This is a genomic window from Variovorax sp. GW821-FHT09A10 (assembly GCF_059418385.1).
The window spans coordinates 534,370-558,632 of the sequence record NZ_JBWKPT010000003.1 but is presented as its reverse complement, the minus strand read 5'-3'; the positions used below and the strand labels follow the sequence as shown (position 1 = coordinate 558,632).

12 protein-coding genes are annotated in these 24,263 nt (G+C 70.0%); 10 read left to right on the top strand and 2 right to left on the bottom strand.

Features of this window, described 5'->3' with window-relative positions:
• Window positions 1-29 precede the first annotated feature (29 nt).
• From AC07Q9_RS15825 to AC07Q9_RS15805, 5 genes are all read left to right on the top strand, one after another.
• The gene (locus AC07Q9_RS15825; protein ID WP_489058731.1) at window positions 30-1,226 is read left to right on the top strand and encodes an ABC transporter substrate-binding protein; all 1,197 of its coding nucleotides are present in this window, start codon (window positions 30-32) and stop codon (window positions 1,224-1,226) included.
• Window positions 1,227-1,271: 45 nt separating this feature from the next.
• Window positions 1,272-2,147, top strand: coding sequence for a branched-chain amino acid ABC transporter permease (locus tag AC07Q9_RS15820; RefSeq protein ID WP_101489724.1), 876 nt, complete (start codon window positions 1,272-1,274; stop codon window positions 2,145-2,147).
• A 10-nt stretch (window positions 2,148-2,157) separates the two neighbouring features.
• Complete coding sequence (locus AC07Q9_RS15815) at window positions 2,158-3,144, top strand: branched-chain amino acid ABC transporter permease (RefSeq protein WP_495310629.1); 987 nt, start codon at window positions 2,158-2,160, stop codon at window positions 3,142-3,144.
• A 107-nt stretch (window positions 3,145-3,251) separates the two neighbouring features.
• Window positions 3,252-3,698 carry a cupin domain-containing protein gene (locus tag AC07Q9_RS15810; protein WP_495310628.1) on the top strand — a complete coding sequence of 149 codons (447 nt, stop codon included), beginning with the start codon at window positions 3,252-3,254 and terminating at the stop codon, window positions 3,696-3,698.
• A gap of 397 nt (window positions 3,699-4,095) precedes the next feature.
• Window positions 4,096-4,854, top strand: a complete 759-nt coding sequence (locus AC07Q9_RS15805; RefSeq protein WP_495310627.1) for a hypothetical protein — start codon at window positions 4,096-4,098, stop codon at window positions 4,852-4,854.
• Between the two features lie 21 nt (window positions 4,855-4,875).
• Here the strand turns inward: AC07Q9_RS15805 and AC07Q9_RS15800 are convergent, their stop codons facing one another.
• Both AC07Q9_RS15800 and AC07Q9_RS15795 read right to left on the bottom strand, forming a co-directional pair.
• On the bottom strand, window positions 4,876-5,967 hold the full coding sequence (locus tag AC07Q9_RS15800) for a lipocalin-like domain-containing protein (protein WP_495310625.1): 1,092 nt from the start codon (window positions 5,965-5,967) through the stop codon (window positions 4,876-4,878).
• 5 nt (window positions 5,968-5,972) lie between these two features.
• The gene (locus AC07Q9_RS15795) at window positions 5,973-7,052 is read right to left on the bottom strand and encodes a PLP-dependent cysteine synthase family protein (protein ID WP_070063094.1); all 1,080 of its coding nucleotides are present in this window, start codon (window positions 7,050-7,052) and stop codon (window positions 5,973-5,975) included.
• 98 nt (window positions 7,053-7,150) lie between these two features.
• On the opposite strand from AC07Q9_RS15795, the gene AC07Q9_RS15790 reads away from it, so the two are divergent.
• The 5 genes from AC07Q9_RS15790 to AC07Q9_RS15770 all read left to right on the top strand — a co-directional run bounded on the left by AC07Q9_RS15790 (window position 7,151) and on the right by AC07Q9_RS15770 (window position 24,258).
• Window positions 7,151-9,658 carry a penicillin acylase family protein gene (locus AC07Q9_RS15790; protein WP_495310623.1) on the top strand — a complete coding sequence of 836 codons (2,508 nt, stop codon included), beginning with the start codon at window positions 7,151-7,153 and terminating at the stop codon, window positions 9,656-9,658.
• A gap of 208 nt (window positions 9,659-9,866) precedes the next feature.
• Window positions 9,867-10,574 carry an STN domain-containing protein gene (locus AC07Q9_RS15785; RefSeq protein ID WP_495310622.1) on the top strand — a complete coding sequence of 236 codons (708 nt, stop codon included), beginning with the start codon at window positions 9,867-9,869 and terminating at the stop codon, window positions 10,572-10,574.
• Window positions 10,575-10,577: 3 nt separating this feature from the next.
• A complete protein-coding gene (locus tag AC07Q9_RS15780) occupies window positions 10,578-11,105 on the top strand; it encodes an RNA polymerase sigma factor (RefSeq protein ID WP_495310621.1) in 528 nt (175 codons plus the stop codon).
• A 72-nt stretch (window positions 11,106-11,177) separates the two neighbouring features.
• The gene (locus tag AC07Q9_RS15775; RefSeq protein WP_495310620.1) at window positions 11,178-12,170 is read left to right on the top strand and encodes a FecR family protein; all 993 of its coding nucleotides are present in this window, start codon (window positions 11,178-11,180) and stop codon (window positions 12,168-12,170) included.
• Between the two features lie 343 nt (window positions 12,171-12,513).
• Window positions 12,514-24,258 carry a filamentous hemagglutinin family protein gene (locus AC07Q9_RS15770; protein WP_495310618.1) on the top strand — a complete coding sequence of 3,915 codons (11,745 nt, stop codon included), beginning with the start codon at window positions 12,514-12,516 and terminating at the stop codon, window positions 24,256-24,258.
• The last annotated feature ends 5 nt before the right edge of the window (window positions 24,259-24,263 follow it).

Below are 24,263 nucleotides of genomic sequence, written 5' to 3'. Positions count from 1 at the left end.
CCACCGAACACCCCACAGGAACCACATCCATGAAGACCACCACATTCGCTCTCTCCGCCGTTTTCGCCGCCGCCGCGCTGGCCGCCGGTGCCGCCCAGGCGCAGGACAAGGTCAAGATCGGCTTCATCACCGACATGTCGAGCCTGTACGCCGACGTCGAAGGCAAGAACGGCGCGCTGGCCATCCAGATGGCCATCGACGACTTCGGCGGCAAGGTCAACGGCATGCCCATCGAGCTGCTGCAGGCCGACCACCAGAACAAGGCCGACATCGCCGCCTCCAAGGCGCGCGAGTGGATCGACACGCAGGGCCTGACCATGCTGTTCGGCGGCACCAGCTCGGGCACCGGCCTGGCCATGGCCAAGGTGGCGCAGGAGAAGAAGCGCGTGTTCATCGTGAACGGCGCGGGCAGCTCGGCGCTCACCAACGAACAGTGCTCGCCCTACACCGTGCACTACGCCTACGACACCGTGGCACTGGCCAAGGGCACCGGCAGCGCGGTCATCGCGCGCGGCGACAAGAGCTGGTTCTTCCTGACCGCCGACTACGCCTTCGGCCAGGCGCTCGAAGCCGATGCCTCCAAGGTCGTGAAAGAGAAGGGCGGCACGGTGGTGGGCAGCGTGAAGCATCCGCTCAACACCTCCGACTTCTCGTCGTTCCTGCTGCAGGCGCAGAACTCCAAGGCGCAGGTGCTGGCGCTGGCCAACGCGGGCGGCGACACCATCAACGCCATCAAGGCGGCCAAGGAATTCGGCATCAGCAAGAGCATGAAGATGGTCGGCCTGCTGGTCTTTGTGACCGACGTGCACAGCCTGGGCCTGAAGAACACCGAAGGCCTGCTGCTCACCACCAGCTGGGACTGGAACCTGGACGACAAGACGCGCGCCTTCGGCAAGCGCTTCTTCGAGAAGACCAAGCGCATGCCCACCGACATCCAGGCCGCCGACTACTCGGCCACCATGACTTACCTGAAGGCCGTGCAGGCTTCCAAGACGGTCGATGCCGACAAGGTCATGGCCACGCTCAAGTCCACGCCGATCGACGACTTCTACGGCAAGGGCGTCATCCGCCCCGACGGCCGCTTCGTGCACGACATGTACCTGATGCAGGTCAAGTCGCCGGCCGAATCCAAGCAGCCGTGGGACTACTACAAGGTGGTCCAGAAGCTCAAGGGCGAAGAAGTCTTCACGACCAAGGCCGAAAGCCGCTGCGCCCTCTGGAAGTGACCTCCCGCGGGCGCCCTCGCGGCGCCCGGGTTCGTTGAAACGCTTATGAACATTTCCCTTCCCGCCTTGTTGAGCCAGCTCCTACTGGGGCTGGTCAACGGCTCGTTCTACGCCATCCTGAGCCTCGGGCTGGCGGTGATCTTCGGTTTGCTCAACGTCATCAACTTCGCGCACGGCGCGCTGTTCATGCTCGGGGCCGTCCTCACGTGGATGGCCATGGAGTACCTGGGCGTCAACTACTGGGTGATGCTGATCGCCGCGCCGATCCTCATCGGCCTGTTCGGCGTGGTCATCGAACGGCTGCTGCTGCGCTGGATCTACAAGCTCGATCACCTCTACGGCCTGCTGCTCACGCTGGGCCTCACGTTGCTGATCGAAGGCGTGTTCCGTTCGGTCTACGGCGTGTCGGGTCTGCCTTACGACGCACCCGATGCGTTGTCGAGCGCCACCGACCTGGGCTTCATGGTGCTGCCCAACTACCGTGCCTGGGTGGTCGTGGCCTCGCTGGTGATCTGCTTCGCGACCTGGTACGTGATCGAGAAGACGCGCCTGGGCGCCTACCTGCGCGCCGGCACCGAGAACCCGCGGCTGGTGGAGGCCTTCGGCGTCAACGTGCCGCTGATGATCACGCTGACCTACGCCTTCGGCTGTGCGCTCGCCGCCTTCGCCGGCGTGCTGGCGGCGCCGGTGATGCAGGTGTCGCCGTTGATGGGGCAGAACCTCATCATCGTGGTGTTCGCGGTGGTCGTGATCGGCGGCATGGGCTCCATCATGGGCGCCATCCTCACGGGCCTGGGCCTGGGCGTGATCGAAGGGCTCACCAAGGTTTTCTATCCAGAAGCATCGTCTACGGTTGTGTTCGTGATCATGGTCATCGTGCTGCTCATCCGCCCCGCCGGCCTGTTCGGCAAAGAGAAATAAGGCGAGCGGCATGAACATGAAAAAAATCTCCACTGTCGTCTACGCGTTGCTGCTGGTCGCCCTGGTGCTGGCGCCGTTCTTCGGCGCCTACCCGGTGTTCGTGATGAAGCTCATGTGCTTCGCGCTGTTCGCCGCGGCCTTCAATCTGCTGCTGGGCTACACCGGCCTGCTGTCCTTCGGCCACGCGGCCTTCCTGGGCGGCTCCGCGTACGTGGCGGGCCATGCGATCAAGGTCTGGGGCCTCACGCCCGAGCTGGGCCTGATCGCGGGCACGCTCACCGGCGCCTTGCTGGGCTGGCTGTTCGGCGTGCTGGCCATCCGCCGCCAGGGCATCTACTTCGCGATGATCACGCTGGCGCTCGCGCAGATGATGTTCTTCGTCGCGCTGCAGGCCAAGTTCACGGGCGGCGAAGACGGCCTGCAGGGCGTGCCGCGCGGCAAGCTCTTCGGCGTCGTCGACCTGTCCAACGACCTCACCATGTACTACGTGGCGCTGGTGATCGTGGTCGCGGCCTTTTTGCTGATCGTGCGCACCATCCACTCGCCGTTCGGGCAGGTGCTCAAGGGCATCAAGGAAAACGAGCCGCGCGCGCTCTCGCTGGGCTACGACGTGAGCCGCTTCAAGCTGTTGGCCTTCGTGATCTCGGCCGCGCTGTCGGGCCTGGCCGGTTCGCTCAAGACGCTGGTGCTGGGCTTTGCCACGCTGTCCGACGTGCACTGGACCGCCTCGGGCCAGGTCATCCTGATGACGCTCGTGGGTGGCCTGGGCACGCTGTCGGGTCCGCTGGTGGGCTCGGCGGTGGTCGTGCTGCTCGAGAACAAGATCGGCGAACTGGGCAGCTTCCTGGCGCGCATCACGACCATCGACTGGTTCAACACGCTGGGCGAGTCGGTGACCATGGTCACGGGCCTGATCTTCGTGATCTGCGTGCTGGCCTTCCGCAAGGGCATCATGGGCGAAATCATCGCCTTCATCGAGCGCCGCCGCGCGAAGTAGCGATGCCGGTGGCGTGACGGCGGGGAGGTTACCCTCCCTGCGGCGCCACCGCTTGTGCCCCCTGTGGCCGGGGCGCAGAATTTGGCTCCCACTTCGAGGAGCCGGCCATGGCCCTTCCGTACTTTGTCCTCACACCCGATCGGCGCGAGACGCCGCTCAACGTGCTCGGCACGCAGGTGACGGTGCTGGCGTCGAATGCCGCGACGCAGAGCTACGGCGTCACCTTCCAGCGCGGCGACGAAGGCACGGGCCCGCCACCGCACAGCCACGACTGGGACGAGTCGTTCTACGTGCTCGGCGGCGAGGTCGAGTTCCTCTGCGATGGCCAGGCTCACTGGTGCCAGCCCGGCACGCTGGTGCACGTGCCGCGCGGCACGGTGCACGGCTTTCACTACGGCAAGGGCGGCGGGCAGATGCTCGAGATCACGGGGCAGGGCGCGATGGCCGCCCAGATGTTCACCGCCATCGACCGCGAGATTCCGGTCGGGCCGGCGCCCGACATTCCGAAGCTGCTGGCGGTGCTGGAGCGCAATGGGGTGACGGTCTCGGCGTGAGCCGCGGCCCTCATCGGCATTGACACGCGTTCGGGCCTTGCGTGGAACCGGTCGTCGCGTGCGACGGGGGTTGCATCGTGCCGTCTTTCCAGCCGCGTGCGATGCAGGTCGCCCGGCAGATTTCGCGGCCTGCGAGGCCTGTCGAATTGCCACTGCGGCCGGAGCCGAACAGCACGCCCGCGAGGGCGATCGCCGCGAACACGGCGACCGCGACGAAGGCCGCGCGCAGTTTCCGAGGGCGTGTGGGGTTCGTGGGCGGTGGGTTGCGCGGCATGGCGTGAGGCCGACTCTATCCAAAACCACCGGTTCCAGTGGCGACGCCGCATGCAGCGCTCGGCACAATCATCCGCACCCGGCCGCACAGGCCCACACCGACAAGAAGATGGAGGAGACCCCCATGCGCAGACGGCCGCTCGCACTTTTCATGGCGCTCGCACTGACAGGGTGCATGACCCCGCCGCCGCTGCCGCCGAACGGCGGCCAGCTCGCGAAGGGCGCGAAGGTCGGCCTGCTGGTCCGCATCCCCACTGCCTCTGCGGAACACATGCACGTGGGAACGACCGTCTTCAACAACTTCTCGACCACGTACCCGTTCCCCTGGAACCCCACGGCCAAGGTCTACGAGGCCTTCACGTCGGAGCTCGAGAAGGCGGGCTTCCAGGTGGTGCGGCTCACGAGCTTTGCCACGACCTCCGTCAACGCGCTGGCCGTCTTCAAGCACGATCAATGGATCGCGAATCCTGCTCAGGCGTGGGCGGCACGCAAGCTGAAGGACGAGCAGATCGCCGCGGTGGTCCTCGTCGAGGCGACGCGAACGCAGGCGCGCCTGGAGTGCACCGGGGGGCCCTGTGGCGAGAGCTTCATGCAGAACTCGGGCCTCTTCACGCGCGGCATGCTGGGGTCGACGCGGTACTTCGCGGTGCCCGCGATCGAGGCCAAGGTCTTCGTCATGGACCCGCCGCTGAACCTCGCGGCCTACGAGCCGATGCTCGCCCAGCAGCGGCAACGGGTGCAGCAACTCAAGGATTTCCAGGAACCGCGCGACCTCAAGCGGTTGAGCGCGGCCGAGTTCGCGCCGGTCGCTTCGGCGATCGACGGCTACGTCCGCGCGCTGTCGCGCAACACGGCGCAGGCGCTGAGCCAGGGTGTGAAGTAGCCCACCGCGCTGGGCTTCGGCTCACAGCCGCAGCGGCGCCGCGTACCCCGTCATCTCGAGGTAACCGCGCCCCACGCGCTGGCCCTGCTGCGCGTCGCGCAGCTCGCTCAACCCTTCCCAGTACACGCCGCCCGTGGAGCCGCGGCTGTCCAGTTCCTGATCGTCGAGCAGGGCCTGAACCTCGAAGCGGCCCGCGGGCGTGTCGATGCGCCAGTGCGTCGGGTAGCTCGCGCGCGTGCGCGGGCTGGTCCAGCTGCGCAGGGCGTCGAAGCGCACCTCGCCGGGCTGGAAGATGCGCGCCGCGCCGCCGCGCGGGCGGAACGAGCCGCCCGACCACAGCGCGCTGCCGTCGCGGCGGCGCAGGTGGAAGGCGGTGAGCGCGCTGCCGTCGTCGAGGTTCATGCCGATCCAGTCCCAGCCCACGGCCTCGGGGTGCATCAGCGCCTCGCTCCATTCGTGGTCGAGCCAGGCGGTGCCGACGATCTCGAACGGCGCCTGACCCTGCAAGGTGAGGCGGCCCTGCGCCTGCAGCTGCGGCTCGCTGTAGTAGTAGCTCGCCTGCTCGGGGTCGGGGCCTTTGCGCGACAGGCCTTCGCGGCCCTGCAGCAGCACGGGTTGCGACGGTGCGAAGCGCAGGTCGAGCATGAATTCGCCGGCGGGGATGCGCGCGGTGTAGGCGCCGCTGCCGGCGTCGCGCACCAGCGACCAGTCGCGCAGCCGCACGTCGGTGTCGGTCTCGCTGGCCGAGGCCACGTCGAAGCCCGCGCGTGCGATGCGCTGGTCGTGCCGCAGCACGCGGCCTTCGAGGTCGGTGACGGCGGCGTGCGCGAACACCAGCTGCTTGGCGGCGAAGGCCGAGCGCATGGCCTGCGTGGCGTCGACGCGCGAGCGGAAGAAGGTCACCTGGAAACCGAACGCGCGCCCCGCGGCGGTCTGGCCGTGGCCGGTGATGTACCACCACTCGGTGCGCAGCTCGGGGTGGCTGCCGAAGTCGCGCGGAAACTGCAGCGCTTTCGCGGGCAGGGCCCAGGCGGCATGCGGCGCGCCCGAGGCGGCCAGCGCGGCCAGCAGCAACAGCTGCCGCCGCGCGATGAGGCCACGGGGCGGGCGCATGGCCATCAGCCCGCCACCAGCGCGTCGATGCGTTGCTGCGCCGGCGCGATGTCGCCGAAGGCGTTGCGCACCCAGTCGGCGTCGTGGTAGCTCGGCAGGTAGCGTTCGCCCGCGTCGCACAGCAGCGAAAGGATCGAGCCCTGCTGGCCGGCCGCGCGCATCTCGTGCGCCACGGCCAGCATGCCGACGAAGTTGGTGCCGGTCGACGGGCCGACCTTGCGCCCCAGCAGCGCCGACAGCGCATGCATGGCGGCCACCGAGTCGAGGTTGGGCACTTCGAGCATGCGGTCGACCAGCGTGCGCACGAAGCTGGGCTCCACGCGCGGACGGCCGATGCCCTCGATGCGCGAGCCGGGCGCCGTGAGCGTGGCGTCGCCGCTGCGGTGGTAGGCCGAGAACACCGAGCCCTCGGGGTCGGCCACGCACACCTGCGTGTCGTGGCAGCGAAAGCGCAGGTAGCGCCCGATGGTGGCGCTGGTGCCGCCGGTGCCGGCGCCCACCACGATCCACGCGGGCACCGGATGCCGCTCGCGCGCCATCTGCTGGAACATGCTCTCGGCGATGTTGTTGTTGCCGCGCCAGTCGGTCGCGCGCTCGGCGTAGGTGAACTGGTCCATGTAGTGGCCGCCGGTGCGCTCGGCCAGCGCGCGGGCCTCGTCGTACACCTGTGCGGCGTGGTCCACGAAGTGGCAGCTCGCGCCGTAGAAGGCGATCTGCGCGACCTTCTCGGGCGAGGTGCTGCGCGGCATCACGGCGATGAAGGGCAGGCCCAGCAGCCGCGCGAAGTAGGCCTCGCTCACGGCGGTGGAGCCGCTCGACGCTTCGACGATGGTCGTGCCTTCGCGCACCCAGCCGTTGCACAGCGCGTACAGGAACAGCGAGCGCGCGAGCCGGTGCTTGAGGCTGCCGGTGGGGTGCGTCGATTCGTCCTTCAGGTACAGGTCGATGCCGTGCGCGGCCAGCGCGGGCAGCGGCAGCGGAATGAGGTGCGTGTCGGCGCTGCGCTGGTAGTCGGCTTCGATGCGGCGGATCGCGCCGGCGAGCCAGCTGTCGCAGGAGGAGGTTGAAGGGGTGGTGGGCTGCATAGCGCGCCAGTCTACAAGTCATGCCTTGTCACCCCTCGGGTGACAGAAATCGGGATACTGCCCGCTGCCAATCCACAACAAGACCGGAGACGAACTGCATGAAGAGAATGAACCATCGGCTTTCCCTGGGCGCCGTGTCGCTGGCGGTCCTCGCCCTCGCCGGGTGTGCGTCCAATGCCCCGGGCGTCGACACGCCCACGCGACCCTCCTCATCCTTCGCGGTGCCTGGTCTGGAGAAGCCCGCCGAAGTGCTGGTCGACCGCTGGGGCGTGCCGCACCTGTACGCCGGCACGCTCTACGACGCCTTCGTGGCGCAGGGCTTCATCGCCGCGCGCGACCGGCTCTGGCAGATGGACCTGTGGCGCAAGCGCGGCCTCGGCGAGATGGCGAAGGACTTCGGCCCCGCCTGGGTCGAGAGCGATCGCGCCGCGCGCGCCGTGCTCTACCGCGGCGACATGTACCGCGAATGGCTGGCCTACGGCTCCGACGCCAAGCGCGTGGCCGAGGCCTTCACGGCCGGCGTCAATGCCTACGTGGCGCAGGTGCGCGCGCAGCCCGCGCTGCTGCCGACCGAGTTCGCGCTGCTGGGCTACCAGCCGGCCATGTGGTCGCCCGAGGACGTGGTGCGCATCCGGCACCACGGGCTCACGCTCAACTTCAGCTCGGAGGTCGACCGCGCACGCGCCTTCTGCGCCGGCGCGTCGGGCGTCAAGGCCGACTGGCTGCGCCGCGAACTCGATCCGCCGGTCACGCCGAAGGTGCCCGAGGGCTTCGATCCCTGCAGCCTTCCGGCGGCGGAACTGCGCGCGGCCTACCTGCGGGCAACCGATGCGCCGCGCTTCACCAAGGAGAACACGCGCGTGGGCATGAACGCGGGCGCGTCTTCCACGCCGGTCGCGCTGCTGCCGGGCAGCGCCGAGGCGATCGCCGCGAAGGCCGAGCAGGACGAGGCGGCGCAGGGTGATCCCACCGCCGCCTACGGCAGCAACAACTGGGTCATCGCGCCGAAGCTCACGTCCACGGGCCGGCCGATCCTGGCCAACGACCCGCACCGCGCGCACGGCGCGCCGAGCCTGCGCTACATGACGCACCTGAGCGCGCCCGGCATGGACGCCATCGGCGCGGGCGAGCCCTTCCTGCCGGGCCTGTCGATCGGCCACAACGGCACCATCGCCTTCGGCCTCACGCGCTTCTACATGGACCAGGAAGACCTGTACGTGTACGAGCTCAACCCGGCCAACCCCGAGGAGTACCGCTACCAGGGCCGCTGGGAGCCGATGACGCGCGTCACCGAACGCATCACGGTCAAGGGCGAGAGCGCGCCGCGCGAGGTGGTCAACACCTTCACGCGCCACGGCCCCGTGCTGGTCGCGGAGCCCGGCAAGCGCCGCGCCTTCGCCTTGCGCGCCGCCTGGCTGGAGCCCGGCATGGCGCCGTACTTCGGTTCGATGGACTACATGCGCGCGCGCAACTGGGACCAGTTCCGCGCGGCCATGAACCGCTGGGGCGCGCCGGGCGAGAACCAGGTGTATGCCGACAGCAGCGGCAACGTCGGCTGGATTCCGGGCGGCCTCACGCCGATCCGCCCGAACTGGGACGGCCTCATGCCCGTGCCGGGCGACGGCCGCTATGAATGGTCGGGCTTTCGCAACGGCGACGAGCTGCCCTCGGAGTTCAACCCCGCGCGCGGCTACGTGGTCACGGCCAACGAGAACAACATCCCGCCCGATCATCCCGCCGCGAAGAAGGGCGTGGGCTACGAGTGGAGCGACGCGGCCCGCGCGCTCCGCCTCAAGGAACTGTTCGCGGCCAAGGTCGCGGCGGGTTCGCGCTTCACCATCGAGGACTCGGAGCGCATGCAGAACGACATCGTCGCGACCCCGGCGCAGCGCGTGCTGAAGCTCTTGGCCGGCCAGCGCAGCGACGACGCCCAGACCGCGGCGGCGCTGCGCCTGCTGCAAGGCTGGGACGGCGCCATGGACCGCGACAGCGCGGCCGCCGCGCTGTACGAGGTGTGGAGCAGCAAGTTCCTGCGCCAGGCCGTGCTCAAGGCGGGGGCGGGCGATGCCGGTGCCGCGCTGGCCGCGCCCGGCGACAACACGCGCATGGTGCTGCTGCTGGAGAACCCGTCCGGCTGGGTCAGCAACGCGCAGCGCGATGCCCTGCTGCTGACGACCTTGCCCGCCGCCATGCAGGAGCTGTCCGCCAAGCTCGGGCCCGACCCGGCGGCGTGGAAGTGGGGCGCCTTGCACCGCGCGGAGTTCCGGCATCCGCTGGGCGGCGTGGTCGATGCGGCCACGCGCAAGAAGCTCGAGGTGGGCGACTGGCCGATGTCCGGCTCGTCGTTCACGCCGATGGCGGCCACCTACCGCGCGAACGACTACCGGCTGACATCGGGCGCGTCGTTCCGCATGGTGCTCGACGTGGGCAACTGGGACGCCTCGCGCGTCATCAACACGCCGGGCCAGTCGGGCAACCCCGACAGCCCGAACTACCGCGACCTGGCGCCGCTGTGGCTCGAAGGCAAGTACGTGCCGCTGGTCTACAGCCGCGGGGCGGTCGAGAAGGAAACGGTGGAACGGATCCAGCTGACGCCGGGGCGCTAGCAGGGCGGGTCACGCAAGAGGGCGCTGCCCGCGCCCCGCCATGCCGCTCGTCACGCGGTCGTCATTCGCCGATGTGATGCTTGCAGGAGTTGAAATACTGCCCACAAGCTTGCTGACACGATCCACTTCTTCCTTGTTGACTTCAGCGCATGGTGGTCGTGGGCGAGTGGTTGGACGGGGCTTGGGCCGGGGCAGGGACGACAGGTTCGTGCGAGCCTTTGTCTCCGGCCTCACGTGCACCGTGGTGTGCGTCTGCATCGCCTGGGGATCGACAGCGAAGGCCGTGGCTGCGGGCACCGACGTGCCGTCGGCAGATGCCGCCACCCGCGCGTCGTCCGAATCGCAGATGCTGGACTTCGACCTGCCGGCGCAGCCCTTGGCGGCTGCCCTGGCGCAGTTCGCTGCGGTGTCGGGGCGATCGGTGATGTTCATCGACGAGTGGGTGGCGGGGCGAACGTCCGCCCCGGTGCGCGGGCGCCATGCGCCGCATGCCGCCTTGCGGGCCTTGCTGGCCGGCACGGGTTTCACCGCGGATGACGTGGACACGCAGCTTTCCGGTGCCTTCATCCTGAAGCGCGTCGCCGCGGCGCCCGGGGTGGCGTCGACTGGTGCTTCGCCACGCGGGTACGACGCCCTGGTCCAGGCCCGTGTCTGGGATGCGTTGTGCGCCGATCTGCGCACGGCCCCCGGCCACTACCGCGCGATCCTGCAACTGCAGGTGACCGCGTCGGGCCGCATCAGCCAGGCCCGCCTGGTGTCGTCTTCGGGAGACCCTGCGCGGGACGCCGCCATGCTTGCGGCCTTGGCCCCGCTGAAGATGGACCATCCCCCGCCGGCGGACCTGGCGCTGCCGCTCACGCTGGCCATCCTCCCGCACGACGTGTTGCCCGGGCCCCGCTGTGCCACGGTGCACTGACGCATGACGGAGAACGTCATCCCGCTGCTGCGCAGCTTCCTGGTGCAACGCTACGAGCAGCTCAGGCAGCGCCTGGCCGTGCGGCTGGGGAATCGCGAACTGGCGGAAGACGCCTTGCACGAAACCTGGCTGAAGCTGGAGCGCAGCCAGCCCATGGCGGGCCCCATTGCCACGCCCCAGGCGTACCTGCTGCGCATGGCGGTCAACCTGGCCATCGACGTCCGGCGCGCGCAGAGCCAGGTCTTGCTGTCCGACGACATCGAGCTGCTGATGAATGAGCTGCCGGACCCGGCGCCCGGTCCCGCCGAGGTCGCCGAAGCCCGTTCGCAGCTGGAGGCGCTGGACGGCCCGCTGTCGCGCCTGCCGCCGCGCCGCCGCGAGATCCTGCTGCTGGTTCGCCTGGAGGGCTGGTCCCAGCGGGACGTGGCCACGCGGCTTGGCATTCCTGTGCGGACCGTCGAGTACGAACTGAAGGCCGCGCAGGATCTTCTGTTCTCGCGGCTGGAGCCGCGCCCTGGCAGGTCTTCATGACGGCACGAAGAAATAGTTTGCGGATTGCGGTGTCGGCAACCGTCTATCAAGTACGGGGCTCCTGAAACCGACATGACGACGCACCCTCCACCACCGACGCTTCCCGAGACGCTGCGCGAAGACGCGCGCGCGTGGGTGCGCAAGCTGCATTCGGGCGCCGCCACGCAGTGGGAGGCCCAGGCGTTCCGCCGCTGGCGCGACGCGAGTCCGTTGCATCAGGCGGCGTTCATCGAGGCCCGGCAGCAGTGGCGCGTGCTTCAACCCGCACTGAACAGGCTGGTGCGCACCGACGCCGAAGCGGCGAGCCTTCACCGCGAGACCCTGCGCAAGCCCGCGGCGAGCCGCCGGGCCTTCCTGGGCGTGGCCGGCGCTGCCGCCGCGGCCGGTGTCGCGGGGGTGGCGGTCTATTCGCCCTTGGGGTTGTGGCCCGCGGCCAATGAATGGCGTGCGGACTGGCGCACGGCCGCCGGCGAGCAGCGTGCGATCGCGTGGTCCGACCAGATCGGCGTGACCATGAACACCCGCACCAGCATCCGCCGGGTGGCTTCGGACGACCAGGTCGAGGGGCTGGAATTGCTGAACGGCGAAGCGGCGATCGAAATGCTGCCCCGTGCGCGCACCTTCAGCGTCGTGGCCGGCGCCGGCCGCAGCATTGGCGAATCGGCGCGCTTCGAGATCAGCCGACTGGAAGGGCGGGTGTGCGTGACCTGCCTGGCGGGGCGCGTGCGCATCGAGCACCCGGCCGGCGACCGTGTGCTGCTGGCACGCCAGCAAGCGGTCTACCGCGATCATTCCATCAGCGGCATCGCCGCCGCAGACCCCGAGGTGGCTTCCGCCTGGCGGCGCGGTGAGCTCGTGTTCAAGCAGGCACCCTTGTCGGCGGTGCTGGACGAGATCAATCGCTACCGCCCCGGGCGTGTGGTGCTGATGGTGGATGCGCTGCGGGGGAAAACGGTCACCGCGACCTTCAAGCTCGACCGCCTCGACCTGGCCTTGCTCCAGATGCAGCGGTCCTTCGGCTTGAACGCCCGGTTGCTCCCCGCCGGCGTGCTGGTCCTGAGCTAGAGGTGGCTCTCCCGGGATCGGGTGGCGACCCTGTCTCGATGTCGCAGCTTCCCATGGTGGGCGTGCGCAGCCACTGTGAAGCTTTCGTGACTTTGCCGAGGTGCAGCGCGCCCTTGCCGTTGATCTGCAAGGACTTTCCGGACCGAGGCCGCAGCGGCAGGCGCGCGCCCGCAACGAGGCCAAAAATATTCTTCTGGAATTCGACGTTTCCGTCCCGTCAAGAAACTGACGGCTCCTGTCGCGTTGGCTTTCGATCGCCATCGCAGGGGCTTCTTGAATGGGGCTGGCCTGCGCGACGCGCACAGCCCCTTCGGCACAGGCTTTACTTCGGCGGGAACGAGACATGACCATCAGTGGGTGCAACGAAAAGAAGCGACCGGTGCGCGCGGCGCAGCAGGTTTTCAGGAGGGCGCCCCTCGCGCGGGCCATCGCGGTGGCGCTGGCCGCCGGTGGGGTTCTCGGCAGCGCGCATGCCCAGCGGGCGTTCAGTCCGGCGTGGTTCGCCGACAAGGGCGCGGCGCAGGCGGGCGCGATCGCCACGGGCAAGCTGCCGAACGGCGCGCCGGCGTCCAGCCTGGTCCACCCGACGCAGCCGTCGTCGGCGGCGAGCCAGCAGTTGCAGACGTCCATCACCAACCTGAACCTTGCCGCGCGCGCAATCGCCGCGCAGCAGGCACAGCAGACACAGAAGCGGGCCGAGGCGCTGGCCAGCGGCGAATCCGCGCCGGACGGTCTTACCGACGGCGGCCTGAAGGTCGACACGAATTCGCTGACCGCCGGCTGGCTCAACGCCAGGGACCCCGTTCAGACCGCGGCGAACGGCAGGACCACGGTCACCATCGAGCAGACCGCCGACAAGGCCATCCTGAACTGGGAGACCTTCAACGTCGGCAAGAACACAACGGTGAAGTTCGACCAGCGTGCAGGCACCCACGCCAAGACCGGCGCCAACGAGTGGATCGCGCTCAACCGCATCAACGACCCCAGCGGCCGACCCAGCCAGATCGCCGGCCGCATCGAGGCCGAGGGCAGCGTCTACCTCATCAATCGCAACGGCATCCTGTTCACCGGCAGCAGCCAGGTCAACGTGCGCAACCTGGTCGCCTCCAGCCTCAAGCTCAGCGACGAACAGTTCAAGGCCGGTCTCAACACGCGCCTGGGCGCGAAATCGGGTGACCCCGGTTACTGGAGCGGCCTCGAAGTGGGCGTCGGGATTCCCACCTTCGGCGAGAACTCCAGGCAGATGCCGGCCGATTCGAACGTGCAGTTCGCCGACATGGGCCCGGCCTTCGATCCGGGCAAGCCGCCGGGCGACGTCAAGGTGGCGGCCGGTGCGCAGATCACGGGGCAGGGCGGCCACGTGCTGATGTTCGCGCCCAAGGTCAGCAACGCGGGCAGCATCCGCACGCCGAGCGGCCAGACGCTGCTGGGCGCCGGCGAAAACGTGTGGCTGGAAGCCAAGGAAATCAGCCCCACCGTGCGTGGCTTCGATGCCGTCACCTCGTCGGTGCGGCCCTGGCTCTTTCCGGCCAAGTTCCTGATCAATCCGCAGACAGCGCCCGCCTTCCAGCCCTATCTCATCGGGCGCATCGTGTCCGACATCCTGCCGCTGATGGAGCAGCGCGCGGCCCAGGTCGGCTACAGCGTGCACAACACCGGCATCGTCCAGGCCGATCACGGCGACATCACCATGGTGTCGCGCGAGATCCACCAGGGCGGCATCCTGCAAGCCAGCACCGCGCTGAACAACCGCACGGGCTCCATCCGCCTGCGCGCCTGGGGCCAGGGCGTGCACAACATCGACATCAACCTGGCGGCCGACGTCCCGCGCCTGACGGCCTGGTCGGGCGGCACGCTGACCCTGGGGCCGGACAGCATCACCCAGGTCGTCAACGACTGGCAGGACACCACGCGGATCGAAAGCGGCTCGCTGGCCAACCGCTACCAGCCTGGGCGCATCGAGCTCTACGGCAAGACGATCGACGTGCAGACCCGTGCCCAGGTCACCGCCGCCGCGGGCCACATCGATATCCAGGCCCAGGCCAACCCGGCGGCCCTGCAGCGCAACACGCAAGTGGGCGACGGCAGCCGCATCCTCATCGGTGAGCACGCCACCGTCAGCACCGCGGGTCTGATGCAGATGCCGGTGGACATGGCCAGCAACTTCGTCGAGGCCGAACTGCGCATCAACGAGCTGCGCGACTCCCACCTGCAGGCGAACACCTGGCTGTACGGCCGGAAGGTCATCGTGGATCGCCGCCGGTCGGGTGCCTTCAAGGGGCTGATGGCGGGCGTCGAATGGGTCACCGACGAGTCCGGCAAGGCGCTCAAGGGCGTCTGGGTCGGTACCCCGCTGGCGGACGTGACGGGCTGGGTGGGCAACGGCCTGGTCGGCCTGTCCGAGCTGGCGGCGCGAGGTGGCGACATCACCATCCAGTCCAACGGCTCGGTGATCACGCGGCCGGGCTCCATCCTGGATGTGTCCGGCGGCTCGGTGCGCTACAGCGACGGCTGGAACACGGAAACCCTGCTGCGCGGCGTGGACGGGCGCACCTACACCATGTCGTCCGCGCCGGCGGACATGACCTACACGGGCATCGCGGGCCAGTACCTGCAGGCGCATGCGCGCTGGGGCGTCACGCAGACCTATGTCAATCCGATGCTGTCGGGGCGGCGCTGGGAGCCGGGCTACGAAGAAGGCCGCAATGCCGGTTCGATCGACATCCGTGCCGGCAGCGCCTTCATCCTGGAGGGTGAGTTCCGGGGCTCGGTGCAGCCCGGCGACCGGGTGCAGGAAGCGGCCGAGCTGCCTCGGGCCGGCCGCCTCACGGTGGGTTCCAACCGGGCGCAAGAGGGCATGTGGACCCTGGGCCAGGTCGTCATCAGCGACAAGCCCGCGTTGCTGCCGGCGGGTTTCAGCATCGACAGCCCGCTGGGCAAGGATGCCTTCCTGACCGAGCCGGAAGGGCAATCCCCCGGCGCTGGCGCGGGTGTGGGCCGCACCACCTGGCTGTCCGCTGCAGGGCTGAGCCATTCAGGCCTGGGCGCCATCGAGCTGAACCTCAACACCGGCTTCGTGCTGGAAGACAACGCGGTGGTGACTCTGCAGCCGGGGGCGCGCTTCACGGCCGCGGTCTACGACGGCCAGGGCATCCCCGGCAACTTCGACATCCAGGGCAAGCTCATCGCCCCGGGCGGTTCCATTGCGCTGAGCGCCGGCGGCAAGGCGGACAGCGTGCTGCGCCTGGGGGCGAACAGCCTGTTGAGCGTCGCGGGCCAGTGGGTCAACGACACCGGCAGTGGCGTCACGCTGGGCCGCGCCATCCACGGCGGCTCGATCGCACTGGGGACCCCGATGAAGGAGGGCCTGGGCACGGTGTACGGCAATGTGGAGGTGGCCGCCGGCGCGGCGCTGGACGTGTCCGGCGGCGGCTGGCTGTCCGGTGTCACGGCGGGCGGCAAGGCCGGCAAGGTGAAGGCGGGCAACGGCGGGGCCATCAGCCTGACGGCGTTCGACAACACGGCGCTCGAGACGCTGGACCTGCGCGGCTGGGCCGGGGGCGATGCGTCCCGGCTCACGCTCACAGCGATCGGCGACGTGCAGGTGGGCGGCGCCGCGCCCGCGGCCGACGCCACGGGCGGCAAGGCATCGGGCGCGGCCAAGCCGCTGCACCTGCCGCAGACCCTGTACGCCGAGCGCGGCTTCGGCACGATCGGCATCCGTTCGCTCGGCGGGGACGTCGTGGTCGCGGAAGGCGCACAGGTGCACATCCAGCCCACGAGCTGGGACATGCCCGCCGCGGTATCGACGCTGCGCACGCTGCCCAGCGGCAGCGCATTGGGCGACGTGCTGGCCCCCAAGGCATTGGACGAACTGAGCGAACAGCGCCGTGCCGCGCGCGCGCCCGGCGGCCTGTCGCTGGCGACCGGCGCGACCGGCGGCGGCATCCGCATCGACGCGAACGCCAGCATCCAGACAGAACCCGGCGGCGCGATCTCGCTGGACGCGGACGGGTCCGGGCAGGCCTCCGTGCGGGTGGCGGGCCGCCTGCAGGCGCCGGCCGGCACGCTGAACATCCGCGCCAAGAAAACCTTGACGCTGGCCGACGGGGCCGAGCTGCTGCTGCCCGGCGTGGCGCAGATCTTCCACGACCCGGCCATGCGCCTGCCCCAGGGCAAGGTGCTGCCGGGCGGCACGGTCACACTGAGCGCCGGCACGCTGGACGCGCAGGCCGGTGCGCTGATCGACGTGTCGGGCGCGCGGGGCACGGTGGCGTATTGGGACCGCGGCACGGGGGCGCTCGGCGCCCTGCGGCGCGTGGACCAGGAGCTGGGCAGCGACGGCGGTGCGGTCGTGATGGAGGCCGCGGCCGGTGGTGCCATGAACGCCAGGCTTCGCGCCCACGGCGGCAATGCGCAGGCGGCGGGCGGGTCCTTGTCCATCACGGACACCAGCGCGGCCGGGAGTTCGTCCGGGGACCTGGTGGCGCCGGACATCGGCTCCTTCCTCTACTACAAGAGCCCCACCGGCACGTACACGTTCAACGGCGAAAAGTACGCGCGGATCATCGGCACCAGCGGCAACCTCGACGTGCGCGACGAGTACGCCGGCGACGTCAAGATGAGCAGCGCCATGCGCACCGCGATCAACACCACGCTGCCGACGTCGGTGTCCAGCAGCCAGGGGCTCGTCCTCGACGCGGGGGCGGCGCTTGCCGCGGGACCGGGTGCCGACAGGGCGCCGTGGGAGCACGATGCGAGCATCGACAAGCGGGTGGTCGAACTGCTCAACAAGTACTTCTGGAGCGGCACCGGCACGGCACTGAGCCACAAGATCCACATCGGCAACATCGCCACCTCGGACGGCACCCTGCACGTGTCGGCGAAGGCGCTGCAGGACACGGGCTTCTCGGCGGTCGATCTGCGCTCCACGCAAGTGGGCGTGCAGCTGAACGGCGGTGTCGACCTGAGCGTCGCCGGTCGCCTGGGCATCACCGCCCCGGTCATCCAGAGCGACGGGCTGGGCGGCGTGGTGCGCCTGCATGCCCACCATCTGCAACTGAACCCACTGACAGGCGCGGTGGGCGCGGTCGGCGCCACGGCCCGCAATGCGGGCGAACTGATCCTGTCGGCCACCCAGGCCATCGACATCGCAGGCCGGGGTGCGAAGGGTGAGTCCGCGTCGCCCGTCGACGTCAAGCTGCGCGGCTTCGAACGCACGGTGCTGGACACCGGCGACCTGCGCTTCGTGGCGGGCGCCTACAGCGAAGGCGGCACCGATTACGACGACCCGCAGCTGCGGGCCACGCTGGACGTGGGGGGCGCGCTGGAGATCAAGGCCGCGCAGATCTATCCGGCCACGGCCGTCACGGCGCGAATCAACTCGGACCACTCCATCACCGTGCGCGGCAACGGGAGCGCCGCGGCGCCTCTGTCGGCCGGCGGCAGCCTGACGCTGAACGCGCCCGTCATCGAGCAGGACGGCGTGCTGCGCGCGCCCTTCGGGCAGATCGCGCTGAATGCCGGCGAGCGCCTGACGCTGGGCACCAACAGCCTGACCTCGGTGTCCGGTGCGGGCCTGGACGTGCTCTACGGCAGCCTGCGCAACGCCGAGTACTGGCTGGACCCGGCCAACCCGCAGGGCCGCAATCGCGCCAATGCCGGCGATGCCTCGTCCCTGGACGAAAACCGCTACCTGTCGTCCCTGCCGGAAAAGCGCGTGCTCCTGCAAGCACCCGATGTGGCGATGGCCGCGGGCGCGGTGGTGGACATCGCGGGCGGGGGCGATCTGCATGCGTGGGAGCACGTGCCCGGCTCGGGCGGCTCGCACGACGTGCTGACGCTGCCCGGCATGTACGCCGTGCTGCCGGGCTACCAGGGCCTGTCGCCCGTGGCGGGCGGTGCGGCGGGCCAGAAGGTCTGGCTGGCCGGCGGCGGCCTGGGGGCCGGCTGGTACACGCTCCTGCCGGCACGCTATGCGCTGCTGCCCGGCGCCTTTGCGGTGCAGAGCACGGGCCAGGCCTTGCCGGCGTGGGCCGCGTCCCGTGGCGAGGTGGTGAGCCTGCGTGACGGCTCGACGATCGTGGCCGGACGGGAGCAGAACACGATCAGCGGCGCGCGCGATGCCACGGCCTCGGGCTGGCGCGTGCTGCCCGCCAGCCTGGTGCGCAAGGTCAGTGAATACAACGAAGCGCGGGGCAACGCCTTCTTCTCATCGGATGCGTTCAAGCTGACGCAATACCGCCTGACAGGGCAGGACGTCGTGACCCCGCGCCTGGCGCGCGATGGCGGCGCCGTGGTGTTCAAGGCCGACCGCGCGCTGACGCTGGACGGCGAGCTGCGCGCGCAACCCGATGCGGGCGGGCGCGGCAGCCTGGTGGACATTGCCGCCGCCAAGATCGCCATCGTCGGCGCGGGACAGGACAGCAGCGACCTGCGCGCCGACGGCTACCTGGTCGTGGACGCCGGCAGCCTGACGCGCTTCGGCGCGGGCAGCCTGCTGGTGGGCGGCACGCGCACAGGCAACGTGCGCGGCCTGCAGGTGGACGTGGCCGCCAGCGACGTGGTGCTGCGCAACACGGCAGGCACCGCGTTGAGCGGCCCGGAAGTGATCCTGGCCGCGGCGAATGCCGTGTCGATCGAGTCGGGCAGCGTGCTGCGCGCGCACGGCGCCGCGTCGGGCGACGAGGCGAACCTGGTGCTCAAGCCGCAGGTGGCAGCCGTGTGGAGCGACAACAACACGCCCAACGACACCAGCGACGACCACATCGTCACGCCTTCCAGGGACTGGGGTGCGCTGGTGCGCGTGAGCAGCGGCCAGGCCGTGCGGGCGCTGCGCGAGAACGTGGACACCACCGTCGGCGGCCAGGTGCGCATCGGCGCCGGTGCGCTGCTGCAGGGCGGCGAGGCGTTGCTGCTCGACGCCACCAACAACACCGAGATGGCCGCCGGCGCGCAGTTGTCGGGCAAGGCCTTGTCGGTGGCCGCGAGCCGCATCGGCATCGGCGGCGGCAGCGGCGGCCTGGTGCTGGACGCCGACGCCCTGGCGCAGCTGTCGCGCGCGCAGTCATTGACGCTGCACAGCTACGGCAGCCTGGACTTCTATCGCTCGCTGGACATGCGCGGCCTGGCGCAGGTGGTGTTCGACGCCGCAGCCCTGCGGGGCCATGGCGCCGATGCCGTGCAGGTGCAGGCCTCCCACCTGACGCTGCAGAACACGGGCGCGTCGCTCGGCGGCGCGGAAACCGGCGGTGGTCGCCTGGCGCTGTCGGCAGACGAACTGGTGCTGGGCGTGGGCGACAAGACGATGTCCGGCTTCGACCAGGTTCTGCTGTCGGCCAGCCGGCGCATCGCCGGCGAAGGCACTGGAGGCCTGGACGCCGGTACGGCGGCGCTGACGCTGCGCACGCCAGTGCTGCAAGGGTTGTCCGGCGCCGACCAGGCCCTGCGAACGCAGGGCCAACTGGTGTTGAAGCAGGACGCGCAACTGGATGCGCAGGAGATGGCGGCACTGGGCCGCGCCAGCCTGGGCGCGCGCCTCAACCTGTCGGGCCAGGGCGTGACCGTGGCGCTGCCGGTGCTCGCGCTGGGCGGCAGCATTGCGGTCGATGCCGGCACGGGCAACCTGACGCTGGCAGAGTCGGGCCGCCTGCACGCGGGGGGCCTGGAGAAAGTCTTCTTCGACGTGGCCCAGCATGTGGATGCCGGCCAGATCAGCCTGGCGACGCGAGGCGGCCTGATCGACCTGGCCCCAGGCAGCCTGCTGGACCTGTCCGCCCATCCGCGCGGTGGCGACGCCGGCCGCCTGACGGTGGATGCATCGGCCGGCGGCCGGGTCCACTTCGGTGGCACTGTGCAAGCGCAGGCCGGTGCCGGCGGCAACGGAGGCAACTTTGCGCTGGCCATCGATCGGCTGGACGATTTCGGCGCGCTGGCGCGAACGCTCAATGATTCGGGCTTCAGCCGTTCGCGGCAGTTCCGCGTCCGCCAGGGCGACCTGACGATCGCGGGCACCACGCGGGTGGCGGACTTCGAAGTCATCACCGACCGCGGCGTGATCTCTGTCGACGGCACGGCGCGCGTCGAGGCCAACGCGGCCTACGGCGGCAGCATCCGCCTGGTCGGCGGGGCAGGGCTGACGATGCAGCCTGGCGCGGTGCTGGCGGCCCATGCCACCGACGCCATCGATGGCCTGGGCAGCAGCCGCATCGACCTGGAAGCGGTCGACGGCCAGCTGCACCTGGCCGGTGGCACGCTGGACCTGAGCGGCGGCGAAGGCGGCAAGCTGCGGCTGCGGGCGCAGCGCACCGCAGGCAACGACGGCCTGAACGTCACGGCGCTGAACGCCGCCGTGCAGGGCGCGCGCTCCGCGGTGCTCGAAGGCGTGCGCCGCCATGCCAGCACGGACGGCACGGTGGAATCCGTGGCCCCGCAGGCGATCGCCGAGGCCAATGCCTTTGCAGGCCACAGCGGCATCCTGGCAAGGCTGGGCGGCAACGCCGCCGCCTACACCTTGGCGGCGGGCATCGAGATCACCAGCCCGGGCGACCTGACGCTCGGCCGCGACTGGAATCTGTTCGACAGCTTCGGTGCGGCGCACCGCGAAGGCACGCTCACGCTGCGCGCCGGCGGCAACCTGAACATCGACGGCCATCTGAGCGACGGCTTCGACGTGGCGGGCCGCGACAACGGCGCGGGCCGGGCGGCGCGGCTGCAGCAGGCGGCCTCTTGGAACCTGCGCCTGGTGGCGGGCGCGGACCTGGGGTCGGTCGATGCACTGGCCACGCGGCCATCGGGCGCGCTTGCAGCCGACACCGGCACGATCCGCGTGGGCACGGCCGGCACCGAGTCGGGCGCCGGCAAGCTGGTGCGCACCGGCAGCGGCGACCTGACGGTGCGCGCCGGGCGCGACCTGGTGCTCGCCCACAAGGAGTCCGCGCTGTACACCGCGGGCCGGGCCGAGGCCGATCCCACCCTGGGTGGCGGCTTCGACACCGCCAGCGTCGATGCCCAGTACGGCACCGCAGGCGGCCACCTGGACGTCGCGGTCCAGGGCAGCGTGCGCGCGCCGACCCAGCAGGGCGTGCGGTCGGACCAGATCCTGACCGAATGGCTGTTCCGCCAGGGACGCTACGGCGGCGAGTTCAGCAGCCCCACCGGCTACTACGACCCCTACAACATGGGCGACACCTGGGCGCCGGTCATGTCCGCGCGGGGCCAGCAACCGAGCTGGTGGGTGAACCACGCCAGCTTCCAGCAGGGCCTGGGCGCGCTGGGCGGCGGCAACGTGAAGCTGTCGGCGGGCGGCGACCTGGTGAACCTGGTGGTGGCCTTGCCCAGCACCATGCGCGTGACGGGCGGGCGTTCCGCCGGCGATGCCGCGGCCTCCATCGTGACGCGCAACGGCGGGCAGCTGCAGGTGAGCGCAGGCGGCGCCTTGAAGGCCGGCCAGTACTACGTGGGCCGCGGCGCCGGCGAGATCGACGCAGGCACCAGCGCCGCCGGCTATGTCATGACGGGCACAGTGAGCAACGGGTCCGGCGCCACCTATGCCTACGACATCGCGCCCGTGCTGGCGCTGTCGGACGCCACGCTCAAGCTGCAGACGCTGGGCGATCTGGTCCTGCAGACCGTGATCGACCCCATGCAGATACGCCGTGCCTACGTCGACCAGGTCGACAAGGACACCAGTGGCGGGGCCAGCCATGCGATGTTCATGAGCAGCCATACCGAGCGCAGCGCCGTCACGCTGGTGTCCACCGGCGGCAACGTGCGCCTGGAAAACCAGTCGGAATACGTGGCGGGCAACGAGACGGGCAACACCACCAAGCTGGTGAATGGCATGACGGACACCAAGCTCCAGACGGACATGGTGGGCCTGTACCCGGCCAAGCTGAGCGTGTCGGCCCTGAGCGGAAGCATCGACGTCGCGGGCCTGCTGCCGATGGCGCCGGCGAACACCACCGACCTCTCCTTGCTGGCCGCGAAAGACCTGCGCTTCCTGCGCGGCAGCAGCCTGCTGAACACGGGGGCCATCGTGATGACCCAGACCACGCTGGACAAGTGGCCCTCGATCTTCCGGCCATGGACAGGTCTCACGACCGTGCTGGGCGGTGCGTCGGCGTTCGGAGCGCCGCTGAAGTCGGTCTATGGCGGCTTCTCGGTGACGAACCCCTTCCTGACGAACAGCGCCAATGGGGGGGCGGAGCTGTTCGACAACCCGGACACGCTGCCGATGCAGGCGCACGACTTCGCGCCCAGCCGCCTCTATGCGGCCACCGGTTCCATCAGCGACCTGAACCTGATCGCGTCGGAATCGGTGCGCGTGCAGGCCGGCACCGACATCCGCAACTTCGAGTTGAGCGCGCGCAACCTGCGCGCCACCGACAGCACGGTGCTGGCGGCGGGCAACGACATCCTGGCTGTCGCCAACCGGTTCCTGTCGCATCCCTATGCGGGAGCCAGCGGAGGCGCGGCGTCGTACTACTACGACAGGGGCAGCCGCACCGCGCTGCAAGGGCCGGGGGAGTTGCTGCTGCTGGCCGGGCGCGACATCCAGGGCAACAACTTTTCGCTGTACACCAATGGCAACCGCTATTGGGACTACGTGTCGGCCACGCCGCGCGGCGAGGAAACGAACATCATCAAGGCCCTGCCCGCCGAGGGCGCCGACATCACCCTGATGGCCGGCATGAACAAGGCCGCCCGCTACGACGCCTTCGAGTCGGCCTACCTGAACCCGGCCAACGTGGCCGCCATGCCGCAGTACCTGAAGACCACCCTGGCCGACGGGACGGTGGCGCCGCTGTACCTCACCGACGGCGTGGACCACCGCGGCGACCTGCCCAAGCTCACGCGCCGGGGCCTGGTGTCCTTCGTGGAAGGCGTGCTCGGTGCCGACAAGGTCGCCGGCCTGGCCGCCAACGCGGACGGCAAGCTGAGCCCGCAACAGGCGTGGGAGCAATACCGGCAACTGCCGCCGCTGGTGCGCGAGCAGTTCCTGCGCCAGGTCTTTGTCTACGAACTGCGCGAAGGAGGGCGCGACCAGAACGGCGGCGATGGGCAGAACGGCCCGATCAACGGCGGCTACCGTCGCGGCTCCGCGGCCATCGACACGCTGTTCCGCGGTGCGACGGCCGAAGGCCAGCCCGTTCGCTACGCCGCGGACCTGCCGGACAACTGGCGCAGCAGCTGGTCCGGCGTGGGCAGCATCGCCGCGACCCGGATGGCGGCGCGCACCCACCAGGGCGGCGACATCAACGTCTTCACCCCCGGCGGCGGCCTGCAGGTGGCGGGGCTGGGCGCGGTGGTGCCGGACGGATACGGCCTGGTGACGCTGGCCTCGCCGGGGCAGGTCAATGTGTTCACCGACCGGGACATCATCGTGAACCGTTCGCGCATCCTGTCCTTCGTCTCGCAGGCCGAACCGCTGGGCAGCGACCAGGTGTTGTGGTCCAGCCAGGGCGACATCGACGCCGGCCGCGGCGCCAAGACCGTGCGCATCCCGCAGGCGCCGGAAGTCACGTCGGACGTGGACGGCAACATCACCGTGCAGGAAAAGCGCGACATGAGCGGCGCCGGCATCGGCACCGTGGGCGAAGGCGACGTGGACCTGGTCGCACCGAGGGGCACCATCGATGCGGGCGATGCCGGCATCCGGGTCGCGAGCAACCTCAACATTGCCGCGCTGCAGGTGCGCAACGCCGACAACATCCAGGTCAAGGGCGAAACGACCGGGCTGCCGGTGGTGGCCGCGGTGAACATCGGGGCACTGACCACCGCCAGCGCCGCGGCGTCGGCGGCGGCCATGGCGGCGCAGGAGTCCCTGCGCCAGGAGCGGGCCGCGGCACGGCAGAACCTGCCCTCGGTCTTCACGGTGCGGGTGCTGGGCTTCGGCAACGACAGCCTGTCGCCGGGCGGTGCGGGTGCATCGTCGCCGCCACGCCCCGGCGCGCAGGCGGGCGCTGCGCCTCGGTACGACCCTGCCAATCCCGTGCAGGTCTTTGGGCACGGCAACCAGTTCGACGCGTCGGTGATGTCGCTGCTGACCGACGCCGAGAAGAGCAGGTTGCGCCATGCCGGCAAGTAAGACGA

Bases quoted from the DNA above. Each gene is read 5' to 3' on its own strand.
- AC07Q9_RS15825 (WP_489058731.1), top strand. From the start codon at position 30: ATGAAGACCACCACATTCGCTCTCTCCGCCGTTTTCGCCGCCGCCGCG.
- AC07Q9_RS15820 (WP_101489724.1), top strand. From the start codon at position 1,272: ATGAACATTTCCCTTCCCGCCTTGTTGAGCCAGCTCCTACTGGGGCTG.
- AC07Q9_RS15815 (WP_495310629.1), top strand. From the start codon at position 2,158: ATGAACATGAAAAAAATCTCCACTGTCGTCTACGCGTTGCTGCTGGTC.
- AC07Q9_RS15810 (WP_495310628.1), top strand. From the start codon at position 3,252: ATGGCCCTTCCGTACTTTGTCCTCACACCCGATCGGCGCGAGACGCCG.
- AC07Q9_RS15805 (WP_495310627.1), top strand. From the start codon at position 4,096: ATGCGCAGACGGCCGCTCGCACTTTTCATGGCGCTCGCACTGACAGGG.
- AC07Q9_RS15800 (WP_495310625.1), bottom strand. From the start codon at position 5,967: ATGCGCCCGCCCCGTGGCCTCATCGCGCGGCGGCAGCTGTTGCTGCTG.
- AC07Q9_RS15795 (WP_070063094.1), bottom strand. From the start codon at position 7,052: ATGCAGCCCACCACCCCTTCAACCTCCTCCTGCGACAGCTGGCTCGCC.
- AC07Q9_RS15790 (WP_495310623.1), top strand. From the start codon at position 7,151: ATGAAGAGAATGAACCATCGGCTTTCCCTGGGCGCCGTGTCGCTGGCG.
- AC07Q9_RS15780 (WP_495310621.1), top strand. From the start codon at position 10,578: ATGACGGAGAACGTCATCCCGCTGCTGCGCAGCTTCCTGGTGCAACGC.
- AC07Q9_RS15775 (WP_495310620.1), top strand. From the start codon at position 11,178: ATGACGACGCACCCTCCACCACCGACGCTTCCCGAGACGCTGCGCGAA.
- AC07Q9_RS15770 (WP_495310618.1), top strand. From the start codon at position 12,514: ATGACCATCAGTGGGTGCAACGAAAAGAAGCGACCGGTGCGCGCGGCG.